The 25,717-nt window shown below is 56.1% G+C and carries 21 protein-coding genes, 1 rRNA gene and 1 pseudogene; 18 read left to right on the top strand and 5 right to left on the bottom strand.

Translation table 11 applies throughout. From position 1 onward, the window contains the following. Positions 1 to 10: 10 nt before the first annotated feature. The 4 genes from J2X61_RS28405 to J2X61_RS28390 all read left to right on the top strand — a co-directional run bounded on the left by J2X61_RS28405 (position 11) and on the right by J2X61_RS28390 (position 4,333). A complete protein-coding gene (locus J2X61_RS28405) occupies positions 11 to 928 on the top strand; it encodes a carbohydrate ABC transporter permease (protein ID WP_274472792.1) in 918 nt (305 codons plus the stop codon). A 17-nt stretch (positions 929 to 945) separates the two neighbouring features. Continuing rightward, complete coding sequence (locus J2X61_RS28400; RefSeq protein ID WP_274472793.1) at positions 946 to 1,782, top strand: carbohydrate ABC transporter permease; 837 nt, start codon at positions 946 to 948, stop codon at positions 1,780 to 1,782. Between the two features lie 77 nt (positions 1,783 to 1,859). After that, positions 1,860 to 2,834, top strand: coding sequence for a carbohydrate kinase family protein (locus J2X61_RS28395; RefSeq protein WP_310192786.1), 975 nt, complete (start codon positions 1,860 to 1,862; stop codon positions 2,832 to 2,834). Between the two features lie 89 nt (positions 2,835 to 2,923). Beyond that, complete coding sequence (locus J2X61_RS28390) at positions 2,924 to 4,333, top strand: glycoside hydrolase family 32 protein (protein ID WP_379241113.1); 1,410 nt, start codon at positions 2,924 to 2,926, stop codon at positions 4,331 to 4,333. Between the two features lie 122 nt (positions 4,334 to 4,455). Here J2X61_RS28390 and J2X61_RS28385 read toward each other — a convergent pair whose 3' ends face one another. Beyond that, positions 4,456 to 4,683, bottom strand: a complete 228-nt coding sequence (locus J2X61_RS28385; RefSeq protein ID WP_310192783.1) for a hypothetical protein — start codon at positions 4,681 to 4,683, stop codon at positions 4,456 to 4,458. A 570-nt stretch (positions 4,684 to 5,253) separates the two neighbouring features. Here J2X61_RS28385 and J2X61_RS28380 point away from each other — a divergent pair. The 3 genes from J2X61_RS28380 (at position 5,254) to J2X61_RS28370 (ending at position 8,780) form a co-directional block, all read left to right on the top strand. After that, positions 5,254 to 6,123 (top strand): helix-turn-helix domain-containing protein, encoded by an 870-nt coding sequence (locus tag J2X61_RS28380; protein ID WP_310192779.1) that lies wholly within the window; start codon positions 5,254 to 5,256, stop codon positions 6,121 to 6,123. Between the two features lie 120 nt (positions 6,124 to 6,243). After that, positions 6,244 to 7,512 carry a hypothetical protein gene (locus tag J2X61_RS28375; protein ID WP_310192776.1) on the top strand — a complete coding sequence of 423 codons (1,269 nt, stop codon included), beginning with the start codon at positions 6,244 to 6,246 and terminating at the stop codon, positions 7,510 to 7,512. Next, positions 7,509 to 8,780 carry an FAD-dependent oxidoreductase gene (locus J2X61_RS28370; RefSeq protein WP_274472798.1) on the top strand — a complete coding sequence of 424 codons (1,272 nt, stop codon included), beginning with the start codon at positions 7,509 to 7,511 and terminating at the stop codon, positions 8,778 to 8,780. The genes J2X61_RS28375 and J2X61_RS28370 overlap by 4 nt, the downstream gene beginning before the upstream one ends. A gap of 95 nt (positions 8,781 to 8,875) precedes the next feature. Here J2X61_RS28370 and J2X61_RS28365 read toward each other — a convergent pair whose 3' ends face one another. Then, on the bottom strand, positions 8,876 to 9,577 hold the full coding sequence (locus J2X61_RS28365; RefSeq protein ID WP_310192772.1) for a 3D domain-containing protein: 702 nt from the start codon (positions 9,575 to 9,577) through the stop codon (positions 8,876 to 8,878). Between the two features lie 139 nt (positions 9,578 to 9,716). Here J2X61_RS28365 and rpoN point away from each other — a divergent pair, with 139 nt between their 5' ends. Next, positions 9,717 to 11,018, top strand: a complete 1,302-nt coding sequence (gene rpoN, locus J2X61_RS28360; protein ID WP_310192769.1) for an RNA polymerase factor sigma-54 — start codon at positions 9,717 to 9,719, stop codon at positions 11,016 to 11,018. Between the two features lie 13 nt (positions 11,019 to 11,031). On the opposite strand, the gene ablB is transcribed toward rpoN, so the two are convergent. After that, a complete protein-coding gene (ablB, locus tag J2X61_RS28355) occupies positions 11,032 to 11,895 on the bottom strand; it encodes a putative beta-lysine N-acetyltransferase (RefSeq protein ID WP_274472801.1) in 864 nt (287 codons plus the stop codon). Between the two features lie 174 nt (positions 11,896 to 12,069). Between ablB and J2X61_RS28350 the strand changes: the two genes are divergently transcribed. The 7 genes from J2X61_RS28350 (at position 12,070) to J2X61_RS28320 (ending at position 19,462) form a co-directional block, all read left to right on the top strand. Then, positions 12,070 to 12,324, top strand: a complete 255-nt coding sequence (locus tag J2X61_RS28350) for a YokU family protein (protein ID WP_310192766.1) — start codon at positions 12,070 to 12,072, stop codon at positions 12,322 to 12,324. 19 nt (positions 12,325 to 12,343) lie between these two features. Continuing rightward, positions 12,344 to 13,684: an aspartate aminotransferase family protein gene (locus J2X61_RS28345; RefSeq protein ID WP_274472803.1), complete on the top strand. Its 1,341-nt coding sequence runs from the start codon at positions 12,344 to 12,346 to the stop codon at positions 13,682 to 13,684. A 12-nt stretch (positions 13,685 to 13,696) separates the two neighbouring features. Then, positions 13,697 to 14,407, top strand: a complete 711-nt coding sequence (locus J2X61_RS28340) for a CoA transferase subunit A (RefSeq protein ID WP_310192763.1) — start codon at positions 13,697 to 13,699, stop codon at positions 14,405 to 14,407. Then, positions 14,374 to 15,036 (top strand): 3-oxoacid CoA-transferase subunit B, encoded by a 663-nt coding sequence (locus J2X61_RS28335; protein WP_274472805.1) that lies wholly within the window; start codon positions 14,374 to 14,376, stop codon positions 15,034 to 15,036. Before J2X61_RS28340 ends, J2X61_RS28335 begins: the two co-directional genes overlap by 34 nt. A 37-nt stretch (positions 15,037 to 15,073) precedes the next feature. Next, complete coding sequence (locus J2X61_RS28330) at positions 15,074 to 16,447, top strand: peptidase (protein WP_310192761.1); 1,374 nt, start codon at positions 15,074 to 15,076, stop codon at positions 16,445 to 16,447. Next, positions 16,413 to 17,774 (top strand): 4-aminobutyrate--2-oxoglutarate transaminase, encoded by a 1,362-nt coding sequence (gabT, locus tag J2X61_RS28325; RefSeq protein WP_274472821.1) that lies wholly within the window; start codon positions 16,413 to 16,415, stop codon positions 17,772 to 17,774. Before J2X61_RS28330 ends, gabT begins: the two co-directional genes overlap by 35 nt. Positions 17,775 to 18,043: 269 nt before the next feature. Further along, positions 18,044 to 19,462, top strand: a complete 1,419-nt coding sequence (locus tag J2X61_RS28320) for an aldehyde dehydrogenase family protein (protein WP_310192760.1) — start codon at positions 18,044 to 18,046, stop codon at positions 19,460 to 19,462. An 832-nt stretch (positions 19,463 to 20,294) separates the two neighbouring features. On the opposite strand, the pseudogene kamA reads toward J2X61_RS28320, so the two are convergent. Together kamA and J2X61_RS28310 are read right to left on the bottom strand one after the other, a co-directional pair. Then, positions 20,295 to 21,630: pseudogene (gene kamA / locus J2X61_RS28315) on the bottom strand (lysine 2,3-aminomutase); the annotation flags it as partial. Positions 21,631 to 21,746: 116 nt separating this feature from the next. Next, positions 21,747 to 23,165: a sigma-54 interaction domain-containing protein gene (locus J2X61_RS28310; RefSeq protein ID WP_310192757.1), complete on the bottom strand. Its 1,419-nt coding sequence runs from the start codon at positions 23,163 to 23,165 to the stop codon at positions 21,747 to 21,749. 188 nt (positions 23,166 to 23,353) lie between these two features. Here J2X61_RS28310 and J2X61_RS28305 point away from each other — a divergent pair, with 188 nt between their 5' ends. The 3 genes from J2X61_RS28305 to J2X61_RS28295 all read left to right on the top strand — a co-directional run. Further along, a complete protein-coding gene (locus J2X61_RS28305; RefSeq protein ID WP_379241115.1) occupies positions 23,354 to 24,052 on the top strand; it encodes an ABC transporter ATP-binding protein in 699 nt (232 codons plus the stop codon). Positions 24,053 to 24,067: 15 nt separating this feature from the next. Beyond that, on the top strand, positions 24,068 to 25,288 hold the full coding sequence (locus J2X61_RS28300) for an ABC transporter permease (RefSeq protein WP_274472810.1): 1,221 nt from the start codon (positions 24,068 to 24,070) through the stop codon (positions 25,286 to 25,288). A 351-nt stretch (positions 25,289 to 25,639) separates the two neighbouring features. Then, positions 25,640 to 25,717 (top strand): 16S ribosomal RNA (locus tag J2X61_RS28295); the annotation flags it as partial.

Below are 25,717 nucleotides of genomic sequence, written 5' to 3'. Positions count from 1 at the left end.
GAGAAGAACCATGGATACGGTGATCCAGACTGCCTCACAGACCAGGAAGAAATCGCATGCCTTCCGCAAGCATGAACAGGCGACCGCATTCTGGTTTATTTTGCCCGCGATCGCTTTGCTGCTCGTTTTCGTGTTCTACCCGATGCTGCAAGCCTTCGTCATCAGCTTCAAAAACTACTCGCTTGTAGGCGCGGGCGATGTGTTCGTCGGATGGGACAACTATGTGCAGCTGATGAAGGACCAAGCTTTTATAAACAGTCTGAAGCATTCGTTCTATTTCGCCGTTATCGTTATTCCGGTTCAGACGAGCATTGCGCTGGGACTGGCGCTTTTGATTCAGAGAAAAACAGCCGGTACGGCTCTGTTCCGCACGCTCTATTTCATTCCCGTGATTATATCCACTGCGGTCGCAGCGACGGTGTTTAAGCTCATCTACAACAAGGAGTTCGGGCTGCTCAACAGCGTGCTGAAGGCGATGCATCTGCCGGCAACAAGCTTCCTTTCCGATCCGGATACGGCGATGAACGGCATTATTGTGCTCGGTATATGGAAGGGCGCAGGCTTTTTCATGATTATATTTCTTGCGGGATTGAACAATATTTCCCCTGATCTGTACGAGGCTGCCCGGGTCGATGGCGCTTCGCGGATACAGCAGTTTGCCAAGATTACGCTGCCGCTGCTGAACCGGACGATGGCCTTCGTGGTCATTATGACGACGATCGACGCAATTAAGCTGTCAGGGCTCGTGTTCGTCATGACAAACGGGGGGCCGAACAGCTCGACGGAGACAGTTGTTTTCTATATCTACAAGCAGGCGTTTACCCAGATGCGGATGGGGTATGCGACAGCGGCGGCCTTCGTCCTGTTCGCGATCGTGCTGGCGATTTCGCTTATCCAGATGAAGCTGTTTAATAAAGATGCGGATTAAATAAGGGGGGAACCGCTGTGAAAACGATAGCCAACACCATTAGACTCATCGTCATGATCGTCATCGCGCTGATTTCGGTCGCTCCGATCGTATGGATGGCGGCTGGGGCGTTCCGGCCTTATCAGGAGCTTTTCCGATATACGTCACTGGACATTCATTTGCTTATTCCTGTGGACTGGACGTGGCGCAATTTCCATAATGTTATTTTCAATACCAGGAATCCGTTCCTTCGCTATATGTGGAATACATTATTCGTCGCTTCTGTTGTTACCGCAGGCGTGCTGATCATTAACGCCATGGCGGCTTTCGCGTTCGCCAAGCTTAGATTTCGTTGCAAGACCGTCCTGTTCGCCTTGTTCATGTCTGCGATGATCATTCCGGGGGAAGTTACGCTCGTGCCGAATTATTTGCTCATGCATGATTTGGGCTGGCTCAATTCGTACAAGGCGCTGATCGTGCCTTCGATGCTGTCGGTATTCGGCATTTTCATGCTGCGGCAATTTTTCGCGGAAGTTCCTGGTGAAATGATGGAGGCGGCGCGCATAGACGGGGCCGGCTTGCCGCGCACCTTCGTATCGATCGTGCTTCCGGCGGCAGTACCGGCTTTGATTACATTAGGTTTGATGACCTTCCTTGGCAATTGGGACTCGTACCTCTGGCCGCTTATTGTCATTAACGATCAGAAAATGCAGATGATTCAAGTCGGCATTGCCGCCTTTTCCTCCAATGAAGGGACGGACTGGTCCAAAGTGCTTGCGGCCAATACGTTGTCGACGGCGCCGATTCTGCTGTTGTTCCTTTTTCTACAGCGGTACTATATTCAGGGGATTACGATGTCGGGCATAAAAGGATAGGGCTTTACTGGTTTGCACGCATACCTAATTAAAGCTGGTCGAAAGGACTGTATAAACCGGGTGAAAGGAAGCTTAAGATGAATTATGATGTAATTGCAATAGGGGAATTCTTGATTGACTTTACACCGTATGGCGTATCCGATGCCGGGCAGCCGGTCTACGAGCGCAATCCGGGAGGCGCGCCTGTGAATGTCGCGGCGGCGACGGCAAAGCTGGGCGGGAAGAGCGGTTTTATCGGCAAAGTAGGCGCGGATCCGTTCGGAACATATTTGCGGCAAGCGCTGCTGGAATATGGCATCACAGACCAGGGGCTCGTTACCACGGCAGAGGCGCATACGACGATGGCTTTCGTTCAGCTGGATGCGCAAGGGGAGCGGTCGTTTCATTTCTCGCGAAGTCCCGGTGCGGATCAACTGCTGCGTGAGGATGAAGTGAACCTGGCGCTGCTGGAGGGAGCCCGCATTTGCCATTTCGGATCGATCTCGATGACAGTGGAGCCCGCCTGTTCGGCGACCGTTTATGCTGTAAGCAAGGCTAAGGAGAGTGGAGCGCTTATCTCGTATGATCCGAATTGGCGGCCTTCTTTATGGGAGAGCGGTCAACAAGCGAGGAAGGCGATAGCGGCTGGACTGGATCTGGCCGATCTGGTTAAGGTATCGGAAGAGGAGCTTACGTTCCTTACGGGGGAGGCGGATATTCAGCTAGCCTCGCATCAGTTGGCGGAGCGGCATCGCATTGGGCTTGTGCTGGTCACGGCCGGGCGGGCCGGTTCCTATTACCGGCTGGGCAGCAAATGGGGCAAGGTCGGCAGTTTTCCTGTACGGACGGTGGATACGACGGGGGCGGGCGACGGTTTTCTGGGCGCTTTCCTATACCGGGTGCTTCAGGCCGGCAAGCCTGTGCTGGGATGGAGCGAGGATGAAATGCGGCAAGCGCTGACTTTCGCGAATGCGGCAGGAGCCTTGGCGACAACCCGCAAAGGGGCGATTCCGTCGCTGGGGACGATGGCGGAGATAGAAACACTGATGCAGTCGAAGGGAGAAGGCGTATGAGTGAGCGATTGGATGAACGGGAACAAAACGCGAAGCATGAGCGGTATGTGGAGCGGGCTGGTGCGGTATTGGAGGGTAAAGCGGCCGGGATGGGAGACGACAGCTACAGACTGCGCTATCATTTGATGCCGCCGGCAGGCTGGATGAACGATCCGAACGGACTCATTTATTATCAAAATGAATATCATGCTTTCTATCAGCACTACCCGTACGAATCCTCTTGGGGGCCGATGCATTGGGGGCATGCCAAAAGTAAAGACCTCGTGAACTGGGAACACCTTCCGGTTGCTCTCGCTCCTTCGGAGACGTACGACGCGGGAGAGACCGGCGGCTACGGCTGCTGGTCGGGCAGCGCTGTCGATGATGACGGCGTGCTGACACTGATCTATACGGGACATGTCGACGGGCGAACACCGACGGAAGTCCAGTGTCTGGCGACAAGCGGCGACGGGGTGATCTTCCGCAAGGAGGCCGGCAACCCGGTCGTTGCCGGACCGCCGGAAGAAGGCGGCTTCGGTTTCCGTGATCCGAAAGTATGGCGTCATGACGGGGCTTGGTACATGGTCGTCGGTTACGGCAAAGACGGCTTGGGCAAAGCGCTCCTGTATACTTCGCCGAATCTGCGCAATTGGCGCTATCTGGGCGCAGCCGCCGAAAGCGACGGTACGATGGGCGATATGTGGGAATGCCCGGATTTGTTTCCTTTAGGCACAGGTGACGACCATGTCCTTATCATTTCCCCGATGAATATGGGGGCGACGAAGACGATGTATATGACCGGCTCGCTAAATTACGAGACGGGGGTTTTCGAGCGCCGTTATGCCGAGCGGCTGGATTACGGGTTCGACTTCTACGCTCCGCAAACGTTCGCCGACGATAGCGGCCGGCGCATCCTGTTCGGTTGGATGAATATTTGGGGGGCCCGCATGCCGGAGCAGGAGCGGGGCTGGATGGGGGCGTTCACACTGCCCCGCGAGCTGACGCTGGCGGAGGACGGCACGCTGCGGATGCGGCCTGCAGCGGAGTTGACCGCGCTGCGCGGAGAGCACCGGCGTGTGAGCGGGCTTACCGTCGGCGCCGGTACGGTGGTGGCGCTGCCGGGCGTGGCCGGCGATTCGCTGGAGATTATCGCCGTCTATGATGTGAGCAATTCCGCTGAGCATGCGGAATTCGGCCTGCTGCTGCGCTGCTCGGAAGACGGCTCTGAGTACACCAAGGTGGTGTACTCGGCGGCTGAGCGCAAGCTTGGCGTTGACCGCACGCGCGCCGGCGCCGGCGACGCGGGCGTCAGCGAGGTGCAGCTGGAGCCGCTGGCGGACGGGCGCGTGAAGCTGCACCTGTTCCTCGACCGCTCGTCGGTCGAGCTGTTCGCCAATGACGGGATGAAGACCGTCACGAACCGGATCTATCCGGCGGCGGACAGCGTCGGCATCAAGCTGTTTGCCGAGAGGGGAGCGGCTCGGCTGGAGAGCTTGGATGCTTGGCAGCTGGGGGAGTGATCCGCTTCGCAGGGGCCGGGCAGCACGACTGCCGTGAAAAAGGCTGTCTACTCAAGGCTTAACGAAGCCTGGGCAGACAGCATTTTGTGGTGTGGCCGATGGGCGCTCCCTCTAGGCGGCAGCTAGTGAACCAGGGCGCCGCCAATCTGCGGAAGACTAGCTGCATGTACGGGCTGCAAGTCGGCCGCGGGCCGTTCGCCGGACCGAGGGTTGCGGTCGCTGCGGGCCGACCGGGCCTGCTTGCGGCGGCTATGCCGAGGCACCGGAGAGCAGACGCGCTCCTCCACGTTTAACGGACAGTACGGCCGTAATTTGTGCCAGGAGCGCGAGCTAGCCGATCTAACGGACACCCGTGTCCTTATTTGCCGAGATCGGTGCGGTATCGCACTGATTTTGGGCAAATAGCTGCACGTGTGTCCGTTAGATCATGAATTCGGCCGCAAAAGGCCGAATAAGGGCTGCTGTGTCCGTTAGGGGGAGTTCGCAGCCAGCCGGGGCAAGCCTGACTGCGGCCCACGGAACAGCGGAGCAATCGTCTCGATGATACCCGGCTTTACACATCATATATCCGCTTGCAGCCAAGTCCCCGAGTTATGTCCTCGACTTCACGCACCATCTGTCTGCAGATTTGCCCCGGCCTCCTCCTTGCTGCATATCTATATGATTTTTCGAATAGAATCGCCGATTTCCCGCGATCACCGAAGAATCTATATGATTTTTCGAATAGAATCACCGATTTCCAGTGATCACCGAAGAATCTATACGATGTGTCGGATCAAGCCCGATCCGGACTCCCTTACACCCCTCTGCGCACCGCCTGATAGGCCAGCGGAACTCTGGTTGAAAGCACTTACTTTCCAATCCTCCCGGATTCTTTTAGAATAGAAAGATCCTATGAAGAACGGAGAATCCCAATCCCCATGTCCGCCGAGTCGATTTTCAATCAAAAGCTGCAGCCGTACATCCGTTACGCGGACCTGCTGCACTTCCAGCAATGGATTACGCCGCCGAGAATCATCACCGATTATATGCTGCTTTATGTGCAGAATGGGTCATTCCGCCTGCGGGTAGAGGGAGAGCAATATGAGGTGAAGCAGGGGCAGTTCATTTTCGTCCAGCCGGGCATCGTGCATCAGATGGAATCCCAGTCGCAGTTGACGCTTTTGTCGCTGCATTTGGAGCTGTTCCCCTACTTGGCGGAGAATCGCCCCGAAATGATCGTGCCGGTCGACCAAGGCTATAATCCCGATGCAGTTGCGATGCAGCCAAATTTGAAAGCTTACGCGGATATCGCGATTCCGTATGTGCTCAAGCTGCCCAGACACGAATGGATGCTGGAGTCGCTGCAGCAGGCAATCGCGCACTGGAACCGCAAGAACGCCCTCGATTTCCTCCAGGCGCAGGTGCATGCTGCAGAGATGGTGCTGGAAATTTTGAAAGAGTACACGACCGACATCACGACCGAGCATAACCGCTCCACTTCGCTGAATTGGGTTCCCGCCTATATGCAGTACCGGCTGGCCGAGCCGCTCACCGTGGAGGAAATGGCCCATAAGGCGCTCATGTCCCGTTCTTACTTCTCCATGCATTTCCGCGCGCAATTCGGCATGGCCCCCCATCAATATTTGCTCAAGCTGCGTCTCGACTACGCGACGGAGCTGCTGCGAAGCACGGCTTTACCGCTTCAGGACATCGCGGACAGCTGCGGCTTCTCGAGTGTGCACCACTTTTCAAAAATGTATAAACTCCGCTTCGGATGCCCGCCAAGTCAAATCAGACGCAAATCATGAAAAAGACGTTTTGATAAATTACCTATGCATTTTGACAAAGCCAGAGAGTCGCTTAGCCCCCTATAATGAAGCCAGAGAGCGAACATAAACATCACTTCATGATAGGGAGGCTGCCAGGCGATGCCGGGAACTGCGTATGTAGGCATTCTTCATCCATATGAAACGGGCAGGTACAGCGTGGAGCAGAACTCCAAGCTGCTGCGAAGATACAGCTATATTCATGAGCGGCTGTTTCGCTGCGCCGCCGGCCAGCTTCCGGCGAGAAGCCATTGGCACCTTAAGGCTGCGCTCGGCAAGCATCTCTATGAAGACGCTGAAGCGGTCGGATCGCTGCGCCGCCGCATGATGGAGCTGCGAACGTCTCCGATGATGCTGCACAAAGAGCCGAACATCTCGCTGGCGCTGCTGTTCGATGAGCTTATCCATGCTGAGAGCGACATGGAGCTGCTGGTAGGCATCTACCGAGTGGTGAAGCCGGCATTGCTGAAAGCGTATACGCAGCATATGGCGGACACGCAGCAGCTGGTGGACTATCCGACCATTCGCCTGCTGAGGGGACTCTGTACCGATTTGCAGGAAGCGATCGCGTGGGGCGAAAGCATGATTCAGACGCTGCAAAGCGAGGGTGAGTCCGTGGCGCAGGCCGAAGAGTTCGAGCGCCGGATCGGCTCTTTCCTGGCTGCAGCCGGCGGTATGACCGGCGAGCAAGGCGCTTCGATTAAGCTGCCGCCCCGCTGGCGTTCGGGCACGGCCTACGAAATGCCGAGGCAGGCCGTTCGCGACGCCAAGCGCATGGGCCCGCCGGCACTCGGCCGCACCGCCATCCCGGGTCAATCCGATGACCCTGTGCGCGTGAAGCTGCTAAGTATGATGAAATCCCGGCAAGAGGAAATGGCGGCGGTAGAAAATGTGGCGAGCGTTATCTACGATCAAGCGAATATGCCGTGGGAGTTTTATCAGGACCTGGCGCGCCATCTATGGGATGAAGTGCGGCATGCGCTGTTCGGGCAGGCGGCGATGGAGGCGGAGGGTATCGATTGGATGGCGCTCCGGCAGTATGTCGGCGGTTACGACCCGCTGATCGTCAAGCACCCGGCCCAGCGTTATGCGATTCTTAGCATCGGCTTCGAAGAGAAGGCGATGCGGTGCCCGGGCAAAATCGCCGAATACGAGTTTTGCCGGGATGAAGCGAAGCACAAGCTGATGGAACGGTTCCAGGATTATGACTGGGCGGATGAAGTGACGCATGCCGCTTTCGGAAGGAAGTGGACGCCGGAGCTGTTTGGCGAGGATCTCGATTACGTGCGCCAGGTGGCGGATTACGAATTTGAAGAGCGGCAGAAAGCCTTTGAGGCATGGGCCAAACGGGAAGGGAATGAAGACAAATGACGAATGATAAGCGGACTTACGATTTTCAAAGACAAATAGAGACTTACGATCGAGCCGATGTAGTGGTCATTGGCGGAGGGCCTGCCGGAACGGCGGCTGCGATCTCTGCAGCCAGACGCGGCAAGAAGGTGATTGTGCTGGAGAAATCCGGGCAGCTCGGCGGCATGGGGACGCTGGGGAACGTCAGTATTTTCATGCCGATCGGGAATGTGACCGGAATCTATCGGGAGATGATCGCCGAGGTGCTTGCCGAATATTTGCCGGAGCATCACGATGTGTCCATTGCCCCGCAATATTCGCCGTTTGAGCTCAGACATTATTTGAATGAGAAAATGAAGAAAGAAGGCGTCGAAGTCATTTATCACACGGAGTTCGTCGGTGCGGTTAAGAACGGAAGCCGCTTGGAGGCCGTGGTCGCTTCGACCCGCGAAGGGCTGAAAGCATTTGAAGCGCTGCAGTTTATCGACTGCACGGGGGATGCCAGGGTCGCTCTCGATGCCGGGGTGCCGCATACCTCGGGAAGGGAAGGCGACGGGTTGACACAGCCGATGACGCTTATGTTCATGATGCAGAACACGGGGAAGCCGGTAACTCCGATTTTGCCGGAAGGCTGCTACTATTACGAGAACGTGTCCGACCTCCCGCAGGGACGGCACTTGTATTGGGAGCGCAACAAGGACGGGCAGCTGCTCGTGAACATGACCCGGGTCAAAGGAAACGGCGCCACGATCAAGGATGTCAATTACGCAGAGACCGAGGCGCTCAGACAGGTGTTCTCCATTGTGCATTACTTGCAGCGGAACGGCTTCGAGACGTACGCGCTGTCTCATGTAGCCAATCAGGTCGGCGTGCGGGAAACGAATCAAATTCAAGGACTATATACGCTCACCGAGCACGACGTGGTGGAAGGACGCCGCTTCCCGGATGTTGTGGCTCAGACCAATTATGAGATCGACATCCACAGTCCTGACGGGAAGAAGACGACGGACGAACGCAAAGTCAGCGGCTACGATATTCCGTACCGCTGTATGGTGCCGGCTGCCATCGACAATTTGCTGGTGGCGGGACGCGCGATCTCCGCTACGCATGTCGCCATGTCTTCCATGCGCGTGCAGCCGACCTGCTATGCGCTGGGTCAGGCGGCCGGCATCGCAGCATCAATTGCCGTAGACCGTTCCTGCGAGATTCGGCATGTGCCGATCGATGCGCTGCATGACGGGTTGCGCGAGATGAACGTCGTGTTTCATAAACTGGCTTCTTATTCGTAGTGACGGAGAAAACCTAGTCGCAGTGAACTGCACCTCCAATTCTTCAATGGTGTTTAACCATGGGGGGCATTTCACGCACTAGGTTTTTTTACCGTCTAAATCAGTTCCCTATCCAGTACATACACCTTCACATTTTTCTTTATGCCGAATTCCTTGGCTTGTCCCAGATCGTTCATGAACACGTCGATGCGCGAACCGCGAATGGCCGAGCCGATATCCTCCGCTTTGCGAATGCCGATCCCTTCGATGAACACCGTAGATCCCAGCGGAATGACGTTAGGGTCGACGGCGATCGTTCGTCCCTCTTTGGCCTTAAGTCCGCTGTACGTTATTCCGTACTCGGGGTGAGAGGCTTTTTTGCCTGTAGATTCGAAGCCGGCCGTATAAGCCGTCAGTGTGGTGTTGATCACTTTTTTTATAATTTTCGGCTGCGACCTGGGGGCGTCTGTGCCTCCGACCGATGCCGGGATGGTCAGTGTTTGGCCGATCGTTAAGCTTTTCGGATTGTAAATTTGGTTGGCAGCCATCAAGTCGTTGACGTCGATCCCGAAATCACGGGCGATTTGAAAAAGGGTATCTCCCCGGTTTATCTGGTACTGAGTCGTAGGCACCGCAGCGGATGCAGCCGTTGACGCGCCGGTGTCAGGCTCCGGTTCCGTGACCTTTGCCGCAACCGTGTAGGAAGGGGGAAGATCTGTATGATCATCACTGCTTGGATAGGAATAGGCTTTATCTGCAAGCCATAAACTGAACAACAAAGGAATGGTCAACACCGTAAATAAGATTCTTAGCAACATCGTAGCTCCTCCTCAAAAGAAAAATAATAGAGTTATAGCTACTAGAGTTGTCTATTTTCTATTTTTCTATACGTAATCTATCGAAATTTACTAGAGTTGCGACCTCAAAGGAATGATGCTTATGCGCCCGGGATACGGGATGTATCAACAGCAATCGGTGAAAATGCGGCTGACACCGCAGCTGCGCAAAGCCATCTCGATCCTGCAGCTGTCAGCGCCGGAACTCATGGAGGTTGTCCAGCAGGAGATGTTGGAGAATCCGCTTTTGGAATTCTCCTCGCCGCATGCATGGGGGGGATCCCGCTATATATCCAATCGCCGGGATGCGGTGGACATGGAAGCAGACCCGCTCTATCGAGCGGCTTCGAATGAGATCTCTTTGGAGCGGCATTTGAAAGAGCAGCTGCTCTTCGCCCGTGAGCTCCCGCCAGCCATGCGGCGCATCGTTATGTTCCTCATCGGCAATTTGGACGGCAACGGCTACCTGAGATCCTCGATCGATGAAATAGCGGACATCCTGAAGGTCGACCGTGAGCGTGCCGAGCAGGCGTTGGCCATTTTGCAGTCTTTGGAGCCGGCCGGCGTAGGCGCCAGGAATCTGCGGGAATGCTTGCTGCTGCAAATCGGGCCTGTGGCCGAAAGCTTCCCGCTTGTCGCGGAGATGATCCGCAGCCACCTGAAGGATGTCGGGGACTATCATGTACACAAATTGGCGCAGGTCTTGCAGGCATCACCGCAGCATATTCAAGCGGCCATGAACGTTATTCGAGGGCTCAATCCGAAGCCCGGCGCTGCCTTTCAGACGGAAACCGTTCCTTATGTCATACCCGAGGTCATCTATGAGCAGGCGGACGGCCGTCTCGCCCTGTCTGTCTGCCAGGCCGGGCTCCCGCGCCTGTCCTTGAACGGCTACTATGAGCGCATTGTGAAGGAGGGAAGGGACGCGAGCGAGGCGGCGCGGTTTCTTGCCGGCAAATGGCAGGCGGCGACGTTCTTCCTGAAATGCCTGGAGCAGAGGCGCAAGACGATTCTCCGTGTTGCGGCGGCGATTGCAGAGGAGCAGAGCGCCTTTTTCGAGCAGGGTGCAGCCTACCTAAGGCCGCTGACATTGAAGCAGATCGCCGATAAGCTCGGCATGCACGAATCGACCGTCAGCCGGGCGACAGCTGGCAAATACGCCCAAACGCCGTGGGGCATCTTCGAGCTGAAGTATTTTTTTCCGTCAGGGCTGGCGCAGGGCAGCGGAGACGATACGTCGTCCGAGCGCGTGAAGGCGAGACTCAAGGAGCTGATTCAAGGCGAGCAGCTTACGAAGCCATACTCCGATCAGAAGCTGGCCGATCTGCTCGCCGGGGAGGGCATTGCCGTTTCGCGCCGGACGGTGACCAAATACCGCGAAGAACTAGGCATTTCTTCTTCCTTGCGGAGGAAACGCATATAGATAGCTTAGAGGGTCAAGGCGCGTTTAAGGCTTTGGCCCACAAATTCATATCTTCATACTTGTCGTAGATATCGCAATTTTTCGTCAGCCTGCCGTAATACCCGTAGCCCATCTGGTAGAAAACGGCGTTCATGCCCGGCGACAAGGCTCTGGACAGCGAATACGCGCAGGTGATTCGGCGGGTGAGCAGCTCATCCTCCAAAGCATGCATCAGAAGCCGCATCAGCCCTTGATTCCGGTATGCAGGCAGTGTGGCGCAGTCGGTCATTTCCGCATTGGCGTAGGCCGCATTCACTTCTGCCGAAGCGGCGCTGACGAGCTCATCTTGCGATTCGACCAGATAATAAATCGTTCCCTCCCGCATCGTTGCGGCTACATATGCCGGATCGTTCATCGGGGTGGGATAGGTTTGGAAAATGCGGCCGTACAAATTTGACAACCGATCCGCATCCTCCGCCAGCGCGATACGCAGGGTGAGATGGTCCGGCACCTTGGGCCGGTCCGGTTTGCGGGCAAGCGCCAACACCTGCTGCAAAATGCGGTCCTCCTCGATCCAATAATCGCTGCTTCTCCGCTCCAGATCGGTATAAAAGGCCATGCAGTACGCATCCATGCCGTGAAAGTAGCCCTTGTAAATGCCCTCAAGCATACAACCTTTTCCCAGGAAATATTGCCAGTCCTGCTCCCGCGATTTGATGAAAACCTTCGTTAACGCATGGCTTTGAGCCGCTTCGGCGACCCGTCTGTATATGGCCTCGGGGTTGCCCTGGTAGTCGTCCACCCGCAATCGCTTATTTCTGTAATCGAGGCAAAAGCTTACCGTATAGTCGCTGCCTGTCTCAACCTCATTCGTATAAGCCGGCCGATCGCTTGGCATCTCGCATTTCCCCTTTCTTACCAAGGTTATATGCACCGTTCCGTCAGATTAGCCTTGAATCTAATCGTCCTGCCTGCTTTGAAGTTGGCATGAATTTTGCTTCGTAAATAGGCAGCAGCAAGCTGCGCGCAAGGAACCCGGCAAGCCATAAGGAGGATGAAACCGATGCCATGCATGTGGTGTGAAAGAGAAGACGTCCGCGAGAGTGTTAAAGACTGCTATTGGATCATGCCGGATGGCAGAATGGCGGTGCAGATCAAGGACGTTCCCGCCATCGAGTGCGCCAATTGCCGCACCTATGTGTCCGAAGAGACGGCCCAGCAAATTGAGGAGATGCTGTACTGGCATGATGTCTCCGCGCTGGGCAGCGCATTCCGTTATGAGGAGCTGCTGAAAGCTCCGCGCATCAAAAATATGTTCTTGAAGTAAGCCTTCAAGGGGGTGTCCTATGGAGCGGGAGCATGTCATCAAGCCGGTTTTGAATCGTCAATATCCTACTGTCCATTACGGGAAAGGGGTGTTCCTCTACGACGAGCAGGGTAAGGCGTATCTCGATGCGTCATCGGGAGCTGTCACCGCCGGGATCGGGCACGGCGTGCAGGAAATCATCGATGCGATGATGGAGCAGGCGGCGAAGGTATCCTTTGTATACCGGTCCCAGTTTACAAGCGAGCCGGCCGAGAAGCTGGCGAAGAAGCTGAGCGATTTGGCGCCCGGAGGGGACTACTGGTCCTTCTTCGTGAACAGCGGCTCCGAAGCGACGGAAACGGCGATGAAGATCGCCATCCAACACTGGCAAGAGCGCGGGCGCCCGGGCAAGAACAAAGTTATTTCCCGGCGGATGAGCTATCACGGCATCACCATGGGCGCGCTGTCGATGTCCGGACATGTGCTGAGACGCAGGCGGTTTATTCCGCTGCTGGAGGATTACCCGGTGGTCGCACCGGCTTATTGCTACCGCTGCCCGCTTAAGCTGGCGTCGCCGTCATGCAAGCTGGCCTGCGCCGATGACTTGGATACCGCGATCAAGCGGATCGGCGCCGAGCATATCGCCGCTTTCATCGCGGAGCCTGTCGTCGGGGCTGCCGGAGGGGCTCTTGTGCCGCCCGAAGGCTACTTCGGCAGGATCAAGGAAATCTGCGACCGCCATGAGATTTTGTTGATCGCCGACGAGGTCATGACCGGCATCGGCCGGACGGGCGCGATGTTCGGCATCGAGCATGACGGCGTCCAGCCCGATCTGATCGCGCTGGGCAAGGGCATGAGCGCCGGCTATACGCCTATGGCTGCCACGATGGTCAAGGACCATGTCATGAAGCCTATCCTGCAAGGCTCCAAGAGCATCATGGCCGGCCATACGTACAGCGCCAACCCGCAGTCGGCGGCCGTGGCGTTGGCCGTCCTGGAGTACGCCCAGAAGCACCGGCTGGCTGAGGCTGCGCAAAGCAAAGGCGATTATTTGCTTGCGAAGCTGCGGCAAATGGCGGACGGCATCGCCCAGATCGGCGATGTCAGAGGCCGCGGGCTGCTGCTTGGGCTCGAGTTCGTCCGCAGCCGCGACGACCGGTCGATGTTTCCGCCGGAGGCTGGCGTCACCTCCAGGATCATCGACCGCGCCTTTGCCAAGGGGCTGTTGGTGTATCCGGCCGGGGGCGCAGTCGATGGCGCGGGGGATGCGATCATTGTGGCCCCGCCGCTGGTCATTACGGAAGCGGAGATCGATCTGCTCGTACAGCTTTTGGAGGAAGCCGTTCGGGAAGTCATAGAGGAGCTCGCGATAGACCCGTAGGAGGTGGCTCGGATGGAAAGAGCGGAACGGAGCAAGGTGAGGAGCCTGGAGGAGGCGCTTCACAAGATTAACGACGGCTGCACGCTGATGTACGGCGGTTTTGGCGGGATCGGTACGCCGCCGACGCTGGTCGAAGGTATGCTGGCCAAAGGGGTCGCCGAACTGACGTTAATCGGCAACGATACCGGGTTCCCGCATATCGGCATTGGCCGTTTGGTGACGGAAGGGAGAGTGAGGAAGGTCATCGCCTCTCATATCGGCTCCAACCCGCACGCCGGCCAGCGGATGGAGGACGGGAGGATGGAGGTCGTCTTCTACCCCCAAGGTACGCTGGCGGAAAAAATTCGGGCCGGCGGCGTCGGACTCGGCGGCATCCTGGTCGACGTCGGCGTCGGCACGATGATGGGGGAGGGCCGGGAGACGGTCGAGGTCGGCGGGCGAACGTATCTGGTGGAGCCGGCTTTGACGGCCGACATTGCCATCGTGCATGCGCGGAAAGCCGACCCGTTCGGCAACCTGGTTTACGAGAAAAGCGGCAGAAATTTGAATCCATTGGTCGCCATGGCCGGAGCGTTTACGATTGCTGAAGTTGACGAAATTGTACCGTTGGGGACATTGGATCCGGAGAGCATTGTGACACCGGGCATTTTCGTCGATATGGTCATCCAGAGCAAAGGAGTGAACTGGCAATGGGTATGGGAAAAGAAAACCGCGAGCGAATAGCGAGGCGTGCCGCACAGGAACTGCGAAACGGCATGGTGGTCAATCTCGGCATCGGCATTCCGACCCAAGTTGCGGATTATGTCCCGGAGGATGTGCACGTCGTTTTTCATGCAGAGAATGGAATTCTGTGCGCGGGGGGAGCCCCGGAGCCGGGGGAGGAGGATGCCTTCCTCTGCAATGCCGGCGGGTACCCGGTGACCGTTGTCGACGGAGCTTCTTACTGCGACAGCTCGATCGCCTTTGCCATGATTCGCCGCGGCCGCATCGACATGACGATTCTCGGGGCGCTTGAGGTTAGCGAGCGGGGCGATCTGGCGAATTGGATCGTGCCGGGCAAACGGGTGGCCGGCATTGGCGGCGCTATGGAACTCGCGCAGAAAGCGAAGCAAGTGATCGTGCTCATGAACCACGTCAACCGGCAGGGCGAGTCGAAGATCAAGAAGCGGTGCGATTTGCCGCTGACGGCGATGGGCTGTGTGAAGCTGATTATTACGGAAATGGCTGTGATGGAAGTGACGGAGCATGGACTGCTGCTCAAAGAGATCATGTCTCCCTACACGGTTGAAGACGTTGTGCGGAACACGGAAGCCGCTTTAGTGATACCGGAGCATATCGTTTACATCCCCTGAAGGGATGCCGGGAAGCCGTACCTGAGGAGGGATTGCGATGACGAAACCGGAGCCGCCCGATCTGCGGGGGCTGGTGCATGCATGGATTGCAGACCATCGGGATGAAGGAACGGCGCTGCTGCAGCGCATGGTCAGAATGGCCAGCACGCAAGGCAACGAACAGGAAGTTCAGCTGCTCGTTGCCGAGCGGTTGCGGGGATTGGGCATGGATGTCGAGATGTGGGAGCCGGACGGCGAAGAGCTTGCCGGACATCCTTATTTCTGCTCGCCGCGCAGCAGGTTTGCCGGAAGCCCCAATGTTGCGGGCGTATGGAAGGGAGCCGGCGGAGGCCGCTCGCTTCTGCTGAACGGTCATGTGGATGTGGTGCCGGAAGGGGAGCGCGGCCAGTGGCGGCACGATCCGTACAGCGGCCAAGTCGCGGGCGGGAAGCTGTACGGACGCGGGGCGACGGATATGAAGGGCGGCAACGCTGCGATTATGCTCGCGCTTGGCGCTATTCAAGGGCTGGGGCTGAAGCTGAAGGGCGACGTCATTGTCCAAAGCGTCGTAGAGGAAGAGAGCGGCGGAGCGGGAACGCTGGCTGCCATTGTGAAAGGCTACCGGGCCGATGGGGCGCTTATACCGGAGCCGACTAACATGCGCATTTTTCCCAAGCAGCAGGGGTCGATGTGGTTCCGCGTGACGGTCAAGGGCCGCTCGGCCCATGGCGGAACGAGGTATGAAGGGGTCAGCGCGATCGAGAAAAGCGTGAAGGTCATCGAACATATCCGGGAGCTGGAACGTGTTCGCAATGACCGGATCACAGATCCTCTGTACGCGAACAATCCGATTCCGATTCCCATTAATTTGGGGGTCATTCAAGGGGGGAACTGGCCATCGTCCGTTCCCGATTCGGTGAAGCTGGAGGGCCGCATGGGGGTGGCTCCGGAGGAGCTGCTGGAAGAAGCCAAAGCGGAAATGCGAACGTGGATGGAACGGCTGCCGCAAGCCGATCCTTGGTTTGCCGAGCATCCCCCGGAATTGGAATGGTTCGGGGCGCAATGGGTTCCGGGCAGCGTCGATCCCGCTCATCCTCTCATGGAGGTGCTCATTCGGCAGTACCGGGAGGTTCAACGGGAGGAGCCTGCGATCGAGGCGTCGCCTTGGGGGACCGACGGCGGGCTGTTGACGTTGCTGGGGGAGACGCCCTGCATCATCTTCGGCCCCGGCATCACGCAAGCTGCGCATTATCCGAACGAACACATCGTGCTGGATGACTTGTTTGCGGCGGCGGAGATCATTGCGCTGACCTTGATTCACTGGTGCGGTTTTGACAGAATGGAGGTCATAGGGGATGGGGATGGAGAAGGAAATGGAAATGGAAATGGAGATGGAAATGGAAACCCAAGGGAAGCCGACGAAATTCATTGAGATGCGAACTGCGCTGCCGGGACCGCAAGCGCAGCTTCTGCTGGAGCGCCGGCTGGCTAGCATCCCGCGGGGGCCGTTCAATACGGTCCCGACCTTTGCAGCCAAGGGTGCGGGAGCACTGCTCACCGATGTCGACGGCAATACATTTATCGATTTCGCAGGGGCCATCGGCTCCTTGAATGTCGGGCATTGCCCGCCAAAGGTCGTCGAAGCGCTGAAGGCACAGCTCGATCTCTATGTGCATCCCAGCTTTCATGTCATGATGTATGAACCCTATGTGGCTTTGGCCGAGAAACTTAACGAGATTACGCCGGGGCAGCATCCGAAGAAAACGTTCTTCTTGAACAGCGGTGCGGAAGCTGTCGAGAACGCGGTGAAAATCGCCCGCAAATATTCGGGGCGCAGAGCGGTCATTTCCTTCGAGCGAGGCTTTCACGGCCGCACTTATATGGCGATGTCGCTGACCAGCAAGGTGAAGCCCTACAAACACGGTTTCGGCCCGTTCGCGCCCGATACGTATAAGCTGCCTTATCCGTACTATTACAGAGCGCCGGAGGGCATGTCCGCCGAGGAGCTGGATGCCTTCTTGCTGCAGAAATTCGACGACTTCTTTCTGGTCGAGGTGCCGGGCGAGGAGGTCGCTGCCGTCATCCTGGAGCCGGTTCAAGGCGAAGGGGGCTTCGTCATTCCGTCTTCGCGCTTCATTCAGGGTGTTAAGGCCGTATGCGAGCGATATGGCATTCTGCTGATCGCCGACGAAGTGCAGACGGGCTTCGGGCGGACGGGCAAAATGTTCGCCATGGAGCACCATGGCGTCGTGCCCGACTTGATGACGATGTCCAAATCGATTGCGGCCGGCCTGCCGATCAGCGCCGTAACCGGCAGAGCGGACATCATGGACGCTCCCGGCGTCGGCGAAATCGGCGGCACGTACGGCGGCAGTCCGCTTGGCTGCGCAGCTGCGCTGCAGGTCATTGACATGCTGCTGGAGGAGCGGTTAGCCGATCGCGCTGTGGCAATCGGGGATGCCGTCAGCGAGCGGTTTCTGCGGCTGCAGCAGGAATTCGGCTGCATCGGGGACGTTCGCACGCTCGGCGCGATGAGTGCGATCGAGCTGGTGAAGGACCGGGAGAGCCGGGAGCCGGATAAAGCGTTGACGGCGCGGGTGCTGCAGGAGGCCCACCGGCATGGGGTTATCGTGATGAGCGCGGGCATCTACGGGAATGTGATTCGCATGCTGAGTCCGCTGGTGATTACGGACGATCAGCTTGCGGAAGGGTTGGATGTTTTGGAGCTTGCTTTGCGGGCTTGCGTGCCGGCGGAGTAGCGGACTGCAGATGCGCGCTATTCAATTCCGCCCTCAGCTAAGCCCAACTCAGAGCTAGCTCAGCCCAGCTCACCCAGCTCACCCAGCTCAGCCTAGCTAAGTCCAGCTCAGCCAGCTAAGCCCAACTCAGCTCAACTCAGCTCAACTCAGCCCGTTCCAGCTCGTCCCAGCCCCGGTGCTAGCCGTCTTAGCCTGTTCTTGCTCCTGTCCTAACCCCGTCCTAATCGAGCGCTGACGGTGCTACTTCTAACGCTGAAAGGAAGAACAGCATGAGAAAAAAATTATACATTGATGGGCAATGGGTCGAAGCAGATGATTACCGCCCATTGTTCTCGCCTTATAGCGGCGAACAAATCGCCGAAATTGCATACGCGGGTCCGGCTGACGTACAGCGCGCGATTGAAGCGGCTGAGCGTGCGAAGCCGCGGATGGCGCGGATGCCGGCGCATGAGCGTGCCGCGATCTTGGAGCGGCTCAGCGCCTTGATTCGCGAGAAAGCGGAAGAATGCGCGCAGTTGATCGCGCTGGAAGCGGCAAAACCTCTGAAAACAGCAAGGCAAGAGGTAGAGCGAACCATAACGACATACAAGTTCGCTGCGGAAGAGGCGAAGCGGATACACGGTGAAACGATTCCGATGGACGCTGCCCCCGGCGGGGAGGATCGGATCGCCTACACGATTCGCCAGCCGCTGGGCGTCGTGGCGGCAATCACCCCGTTCAACTTCCCGATGAACTTGGTTGCCCACAAAGTAGGGCCTGCGCTCGCTGCCGGCAATACGATCGTGCTGAAGCCGGCAGGTCAAACTCCTCTGTCCGCGCTGCTTTTGGCGGAGCTGCTGGAGCAGGCGGGACTCCCTGCCGGGGCGCTCAATGTCGTCACGGGAAGCGGGAGCGCGATCGGCGACATGCTGGTGACGGATGAGCGCGTCAAAGCGGTGAGTTTCACCGGCAGCCCGGAGGTCGGGATTGCGATCCGCAATAAGGCTGGACTTAAGAAAGTTACCCTGGAGCTGGGATCGAACTCGGCGCTCATCGTGGATCAAGGCGTGAACGTGGATGAAATGATCGCCAGGGCCGTTACCGGGGCATTTTCCTATGCCGGCCAAGTATGTATCTCCTTGCAGCGCATCTACGTGCATGAGGCATTGTTTGACGAGTTCGTCTGGAAATTTGTCAAACAGACGGAATCGCTCCAGCTAGGCGATCCGCTCGATCCGCAGACGGACCTGTCCGCGGTCATCTCTCCCCATGATGCGCAACGCGCATTGGCTTGGGTCGCGGAAGCCGAGCAGGCGGGCGCGGTCATCGCTGCCGGTAACCGCAGCGACGGCAATCTCGTGCATCCGACGGTGCTGCTTGCTGTTCGTCCTGACAGCAGCATCTCCTGCTCGGAAGCTTTCGCTCCCGTCGTGATGATCAACAAAATCGCCTCGGTCGAAGAGGGCATACAGCTGGTCAACGATTCCCGGTATGGCCTTCAAGCGGGCGTTTATACGTCTGATCTGCGAACGGCTTTTGCCGCCGCAGAGGCGCTCGAGGTGGGTGGCGTTATGATCAACGACATCCCCACTTTCCGCGTCGACCATATGCCGTACGGAGGCGTGAAGGAGAGCGGAACCGGGCGGGAGGGCGTCAAATACGCGGTAGAAGAGATGACGGAGCTGAAGCTGGTCTGTTTCAAAAAGTAGAGGAGCGCTGCTTTTGCGCCTATAATTGGAGCCTAAGCGGCAACCTTCCCAAATGAGTCCCCTTTGGAGGGAAGGGGAAATACAATCCGCTATTTGAACGAAGATAAGAGAATTTCGAGGTTAAGCGGAAATACAGTTCCTTAATTGCACTCAAATGCTTATAAGTGGTCGGAAAAGAGGTAAATAGCGAATCCTATTTCCCTCATCCGGCCGAGAAGGGGACTTTCAACATGATTAGCGCATCCTATTTCCGTTCGTCTAACAAGCAAGCAAAAACAGGCTATCCATTCAGGTCACTAGGACCGGATGAGATAGCCTGTCATTTAAAAGGAGCAGGGTTCCGCAGGCGTTCGCTCAATTCTCCCCGAGCAGCAGATGACTTTGTCCGCCGCAAGCTGCCAAGCGCTTACCGCCTTACTCACCGTTCCGCTCTTCACCTGCATTACTCACTGTTCCGCTCTTCACCTGCATTACTCACTGTTCCGCTCTTCACCTGCATTACTCACTGTTCGGCTCTTCGCTCATTGCCTAACTCACCGTCCGGCTCATCGCACGTCTTACTCGCTGTTCGGCTCTTCACACACCTTATGTTCGTTCCGCTTTTTACCGCCTTACTCACCATTCGTCCCTTCGCCTGTCGCCTTGCTCTCCATCTCCGATCCTGTCGCCTTGCTCTCCAACTCCGATCCTGTCGCCTTGCTCTCCATCACGGATCCTGTCGCCTTGCTCTCCATCACGGATCCTGTCGCCTTGCTCTGCATCTCCGATCCTGTCGCCTTGCTCTCCATCTCGGATCCTGTCGCCTTACTATCCTTCTGCTGCGCCTTCATCAGCTTATCCTTCATCTCATCCCGCTTGGAGCGGCGATCCTTCAAGGAGGCGTGGTCCGGCGAGTCCAGATACGCTTTGCGGCGGCCGATACGGCGCAAATTTTCTGGCACCAGGTTGAATTTTTCATCTTTCATGAGCGCGATGATGCCTGTGCTTTCCGGCTGCTTCTCCAAACCGTATACCTCGTTGAAATATTCGTCTGCACGGCCCGGCACATAGTTCTTGGGCTCGGGATATCCGACGATCACGCCCTCGTAGTTGCGCAAAATGACTTTATCCTGGCTCTGCGAGATCAAATAGTTCGGCTGCAGCGCTATTTTGCCGCCTCCGCCGGGGGCGTCGACGACGAAAGTAGGCACAGCGTAGCCCGACGTATGCCCGCGCAGCGACTCGATAATCTCCAGCCCCTTCGACACCGGCGCGCGGAAATGGCCGATACCCTCGGACAAATCGCACTGGTAAATGTAATAAGGGCGCACGCGCATTTTGACGAGGTCATGCATCAGCTTCTTCATGATGTAGGTGCTGTCGTTGATGCCGGCCAAAATAACGGACTGATTGCCCAGCGGTACCCCGGCGTCGGCGAGCATGGCGCAGGCCAGTTTGGCTTCTTCCGTCATTTCGAGCGGATGGTTGAAATGCGTATTCAGCCAGACCGGATGGTATTTTTTGATCATGGTGCACAGATGCTCCGTAATCCGCTGCGGGAATACAACCGGCGCCCGCGTGCCGATGCGAATAATTTCTACATGGGGGATCGCCCGCAAATTTTTCAATATATACTCCAGAATGTTGTCGTTGATTAGCAGCCCGTCACCGCCGGATAACAGCACATCGCGAACTTCCGGCGTATTGCGGATATAGGCGATTGCGTCGTCCAACTGTTTCTTGGGTACGCCCATGCCGACCTGGCCGGAGAAGCGGCGGCGCGTGCAGTAGCGGCAGTACATAGAGCATTGGTTGGTGACGAGGAATAGCACTCTGTCCGGGTAGCGATGTGTCAAACCGGGCGTGGGGGAGTCCTCATCCTCATGAAGGGGGTCCTCCAGGTCGTATTTGGTTTTCAATAATTCGGCGGAGACCGGGACGGACTGCATCCGAATCGGGCAGCGCGGATCGTCGGGATTCATCAGGGATGCATAGTAGGGGGTAATATTCAAAGGTATCGTTTGCGTCGAAATACGCACGCCCTCTTCTTCTTCGGGAGTTAAATGGACCACCTTCTTTAAATCATCCAAGGAACGAATGGTATGTGTCAGCTGCCAAAGCCAATCGTTCCACTGCTCATCCGTGACGTTGCTCCATAGCGAAATCTGTTTCCAGTGACGTCGTTCCATATGGGCACCTCCAGTATTGATGTCGTCTCAGTTATAGAAGATGCAAGAAGCATGCCAACGTTTACTCAGCCCCGCGTCACAACGAAAAAAGACTCCCTACGGAGTCGAACGACCTGCTATGGCTTCCTCACAATGCCGTAACGGTTCAGCTTATATTGCAGCGCTTGCCGCTTCATTCCAAGCGCCTGTGCCGTCAGGGTGATGTTGTACTGATGCCGGGCAAGGGCGGCGGTGATGGCATCCTTTTCCAACTGCTTCACTTTATCGGTTAGCCCGTTGACGACAGGAGCCTCCTCGATGCTTATCGACTTGTGGTTGCGTATCGACGAGGGGAGATGGGCTTCCTCAATGATTTCGCATTCGAGATCCATCATATTGTAGGTCGATTCGATTGCATGGCTCAGCTCGCGAATATTCCCCGGCCAAGGATAGTGAAGCAGGCGCTCCATGGCGGCCGGCGTGATTCCCGCTATTTTCATCCCGAACATGGCATTGAACTTATCGATAAAATGATGGGTAAGCAGCGGTATATCATCCGTTCTTAGCGATAGCGGGGGAAGAGTGAGATTGACGACATTCAGCCTGTAAAAAAGATCGCTGCGCAGAAGGCCTTTATCCAAGGCTTCTTGGGGATCCATGTTCATGGCGGTAATGATGCGGACGTCCACCTGCTGTTCCTTCGTCCCCCCGACCCGGCGAACGAGCCCGTCCTGCAGCACGCGCAGCAGTTTGGCTTGCAGGAACAGATCCAGGGAATTCAGTTCATCGAGAAAAAGCGTCCCGCCGCTGGCCTGCTCGAATAAACCCGCCCTATCGATGGCCCCCGTGAAGGCGCCCCGTGCGGTACCGAACATAATACCCTCCATCAGCTCATTGGGGACGGCGGCGCAGTTTTGTGCAATAAACAGGCGGCTTCTCCGCGCCCCGGCATTATGGATGCTCTGGGCGAACAGTTCTTTGCCAGTGCCGGTAGGACCGCAGATCAGGACGGGCGAGCTTGTACGCGATGCTTTTTTGGCGAAGGAGACCGTCTCCAGGAACTGCTTGTTATGTCCGATCAGATCGCTGAAATGGTAGCGGGCGGAGCCTGCATGTTTTTTATCTTTGGCCGAGGAGGGGGTCTCGTAAATTTGATGGCGCAGATCCAGGATCTGATCGTGGAGCTGAACGATGCTCGTTATGTCTTTCGCCACCTCGAGAGCACCGATGACCTCTCCGTTATCCAGAAGCGGGTATGTGCTGTTGATGGTGGTAATTCTTTTGCCGGTGACGCTGACATAGGTTTGGATTTTCTCCCGGATCTCGACGCCGGTTTGGAGCACCTTCATGAATGTACTTGTTTCGTGGGTGAGCGAAGGGAAGAGCTCGAAGAAATTTTTCCCGACGACCTCCTCCCGCTGAAGCCCGTCTGTTTCCGCCATTTTGTCGTTATAGAAAATAGTGATGCCTTTGCGGTCGATAAGATGAACGCCGACATCGATGATATTCAGCACTTTCTCGAAATAAGCAGATCCATGCTCGTGCTGTCCTGACATCATGCACACCTCCTCATCATCGAAGGATAGGACGGTTCAGTTATTCACTTAGTACTATATGACTGGGGACGCTGGATAAGACCATGCCTAGGGATGTCTAACTTGAAAAATAAGGGCGGACATGCAAGAATTCAATATATAGGATGCGACGCGAGGAGATGTGGCCGGGAATGCCAGAAGAACAACGAATGGCTGTATTAGATGTACATATCGATCAGGCTGGTTACGAAGAGGCTCCGGATACGATCCGAAACATTCATTTTCAGGTGCGGCAAGGCGAGCTTGTTGGCCTGCTTGGACCGAACGGAGCCGGCAAAAGTACAACGATGAAAAGCATCCTGGGCTTGTTGAAGGATTTCAAGGGCACGGTTTCCTTTAGAGGGGAACGTAAAAGCTATGCCTACATTCCGGAGCATCCGATTCTGTATGACGAGCTGACGCTGTGGGAGCATATGGAATTCGCCGCTTCCGTCTATGAGCTGGATCGAAACGTATTTCTGGAGCGTGCGGACGATCTGCTGCACCGTTTTCGGCTGCTGGATGAGAAGCATCAATTGCCGGGGAAGTTTTCTAAGGGGATGCAGCAGAAAATTATGCTGATTCTCGGTTTTTTGAATAAACCGGATGTGTATATCGTCGATGAGCCTTTCATTGGTTTGGACCCGAAGGCGATCAAGGATTTCTTGGGGATGCTGGATGAGGAACGCAAGCGCGGCGCCGGTATTCTGATGAGCACTCATGTGTTGGATACGGCGGAGAGAATTTGCAGCTCGTTCGTGCTGCTGTCGGGGGGAAGATTGGTGGCGGAAGGCACTCTGCAGGACATCAGGCAGCAGTGCGGCATGCCGGACGCGCCGTTATTCGACTGCTTCCACTCTTTATTGTGAGAGGGGGCGTGAACCTTGACTAACAGCTTTCAGATTTTTGCGCGGCGTGTTCGGTCCGATTGGTTGTATCAATATAAAGCTTTGCGAACAGCGGTGGATTGGATTATTGCCATTTATTTCGTCATTCCGCTGTTGATTGTGGCAGGCTATCAATATTACTCATGGTGGATGAGTCCGCCTTCCTGGTTTAGCATGATCCCGCTGTTCACTGTCGGCACGGTATGCTATCTGTTCACTTGGCTCGGAACGATTCGGTATTATGTCGAAGAAGGGGACCAGCTCTTTCTCAGACAGAACGAGGGATGGTTTCAGCATCTCATGCTGCTTGGCTACAGGTACTCGCTTGTGCTGCAAGGGGTCACAACGCTGCTGCTTATGCTTCTGTTCCTGCCCCTGCTGGTTAAGACGTATGCCTTTGGAGTGTCTCAGGCTGTCAGCCTCTGGCTGCTTACTTATTTGCTTAAAATTAATCTAGGCTTGCTTCGCCAACTGCTGGCACTGCGCTTTCGTGGTGTTGTGCTTTGGCTGCTGCGGATCGCGGCTTTTGCGGCGCTTTTCTTCCTGTATCAAACATTGGTTGCTGCGATTAGCCATAACACGAGTTATATTTGGGCGGTTTTGCTTGCTCTCTTGGCTTTGATTGTGTACTTAGGGAGAGTGCGGCTGCGTGAAAAGGGGACGTTCTTCGCGGACATCGCCAGAGAAAGAGATGCGCGGATGCGGATCGTCTCTCTGATGCTGATTCGCGTCGTGGAACGGAACAGAAGACCGAAGCGGAAGCGGCCGCTGTTGTTCAAGAGCTCTCAGCGTTTGTTCAAGGGAAAGGGCGCAAGCAACGGAATCGCCGATCTGCTCGCCAAATCCTTCTTTAGAAACGGTACGCAGTGGAAGCAGTCTCTGCAGTTTGCCGCCTTGATCAGCGGAGTTATGTTTATTTTGCCCGGATTTCTGAAAATTACGGTCTGGATTCTTGCAGCATGTCTGCTGTCCTTTTGGAGGAAATCGTTTTGCAAAGATGAGTTAACGGCACCGTTTCTGTCCCTCTTCTCAATTGAGGATACGGAGAAGCATCGAGCTCTTCAATTGGCGACTCCAATTCTTGTGCTTCCGGCGCTTATCTTGATTAGTTTGTTTTTGGGGATTTCTATGTTCACGTGGTGGGGGCCGATTATCATGATTGGAGCAGCAATACCTTTGGCTTACGGGACTTCTTCAGTTTTCACAAGCTGGTATTGAAGAGCGAGATACCTAGGGAAAGAACAAAGTTTCGGCTTTGTTCTTTTCGAGGTTGATTTCATGCTGGAACCATGGTATATTGCTATTCTGTCGTTGTGAGGCAAGTTGAAAGCAGCATGAAATGCTCTTCAAAAAAGATTAAAAAAAATACTTGCAAATCAAATTTCGACATGGTATATTACTTCTCGCTGCTTCGGAAACGCGGCAGTGTACGAAAGACATTGATCTTTGAAAACTGAACAACGAGTGAGTAAACTTGAGCGAGCAATCGTTCATTAATGAGATTAACAATCTCGCTAGCAAGTCAATTGAGCTATTCAGCTTTCAATAAGGACGAGCAATCGTTCAACTATTATGGAGAGTTTGATCCTGGCTCAGGACGAACGCTGGCGGCGTGCCTAATACATGCAAGTCGAGCGGAGCACTTCG

This window comes from Bacillus sp. 3255 (genome assembly GCF_031456485.1).
Lineage (GTDB): Bacteria > Bacillota > Bacilli > Paenibacillales > NBRC-103111 > Paenibacillus_E.
The sequence above is the reverse complement of the archived record's forward strand: the minus strand, read 5'-3'. Positions and strand labels throughout refer to the sequence as shown.

Coding starts and splice junctions, on each gene's coding strand:
- J2X61_RS28405 (WP_274472792.1), top strand. CDS start 11: ATGGATACGGTGATCCAGACTGCCTCACAGACCAGGAAGAAATCGCAT.
- J2X61_RS28395 (WP_310192786.1), top strand. CDS start 1,860: ATGAATTATGATGTAATTGCAATAGGGGAATTCTTGATTGACTTTACA.
- J2X61_RS28390 (WP_379241113.1), top strand. CDS start 2,924: ATGGGAGACGACAGCTACAGACTGCGCTATCATTTGATGCCGCCGGCA.
- J2X61_RS28380 (WP_310192779.1), top strand. CDS start 5,254: ATGTCCGCCGAGTCGATTTTCAATCAAAAGCTGCAGCCGTACATCCGT.
- J2X61_RS28375 (WP_310192776.1), top strand. CDS start 6,244: ATGCCGGGAACTGCGTATGTAGGCATTCTTCATCCATATGAAACGGGC.
- J2X61_RS28370 (WP_274472798.1), top strand. CDS start 7,509: ATGACGAATGATAAGCGGACTTACGATTTTCAAAGACAAATAGAGACT.
- J2X61_RS28365 (WP_310192772.1), bottom strand. CDS start 9,577: ATGTTGCTAAGAATCTTATTTACGGTGTTGACCATTCCTTTGTTGTTC.
- rpoN (WP_310192769.1), top strand. CDS start 9,717: ATGTATCAACAGCAATCGGTGAAAATGCGGCTGACACCGCAGCTGCGC.
- ablB (WP_274472801.1), bottom strand. CDS start 11,895: ATGCCAAGCGATCGGCCGGCTTATACGAATGAGGTTGAGACAGGCAGC.
- J2X61_RS28350 (WP_310192766.1), top strand. CDS start 12,070: ATGTGGTGTGAAAGAGAAGACGTCCGCGAGAGTGTTAAAGACTGCTAT.
- J2X61_RS28345 (WP_274472803.1), top strand. CDS start 12,344: ATGGAGCGGGAGCATGTCATCAAGCCGGTTTTGAATCGTCAATATCCT.
- J2X61_RS28340 (WP_310192763.1), top strand. CDS start 13,697: ATGGAAAGAGCGGAACGGAGCAAGGTGAGGAGCCTGGAGGAGGCGCTT.
- J2X61_RS28335 (WP_274472805.1), top strand. CDS start 14,374: ATGGGTATGGGAAAAGAAAACCGCGAGCGAATAGCGAGGCGTGCCGCA.
- J2X61_RS28330 (WP_310192761.1), top strand. CDS start 15,074: ATGACGAAACCGGAGCCGCCCGATCTGCGGGGGCTGGTGCATGCATGG.
- gabT (WP_274472821.1), top strand. CDS start 16,413: ATGGAAACCCAAGGGAAGCCGACGAAATTCATTGAGATGCGAACTGCG.
- J2X61_RS28320 (WP_310192760.1), top strand. CDS start 18,044: ATGAGAAAAAAATTATACATTGATGGGCAATGGGTCGAAGCAGATGAT.
- J2X61_RS28310 (WP_310192757.1), bottom strand. CDS start 23,165: ATGTCAGGACAGCACGAGCATGGATCTGCTTATTTCGAGAAAGTGCTG.
- J2X61_RS28305 (WP_379241115.1), top strand. CDS start 23,354: ATGGCTGTATTAGATGTACATATCGATCAGGCTGGTTACGAAGAGGCT.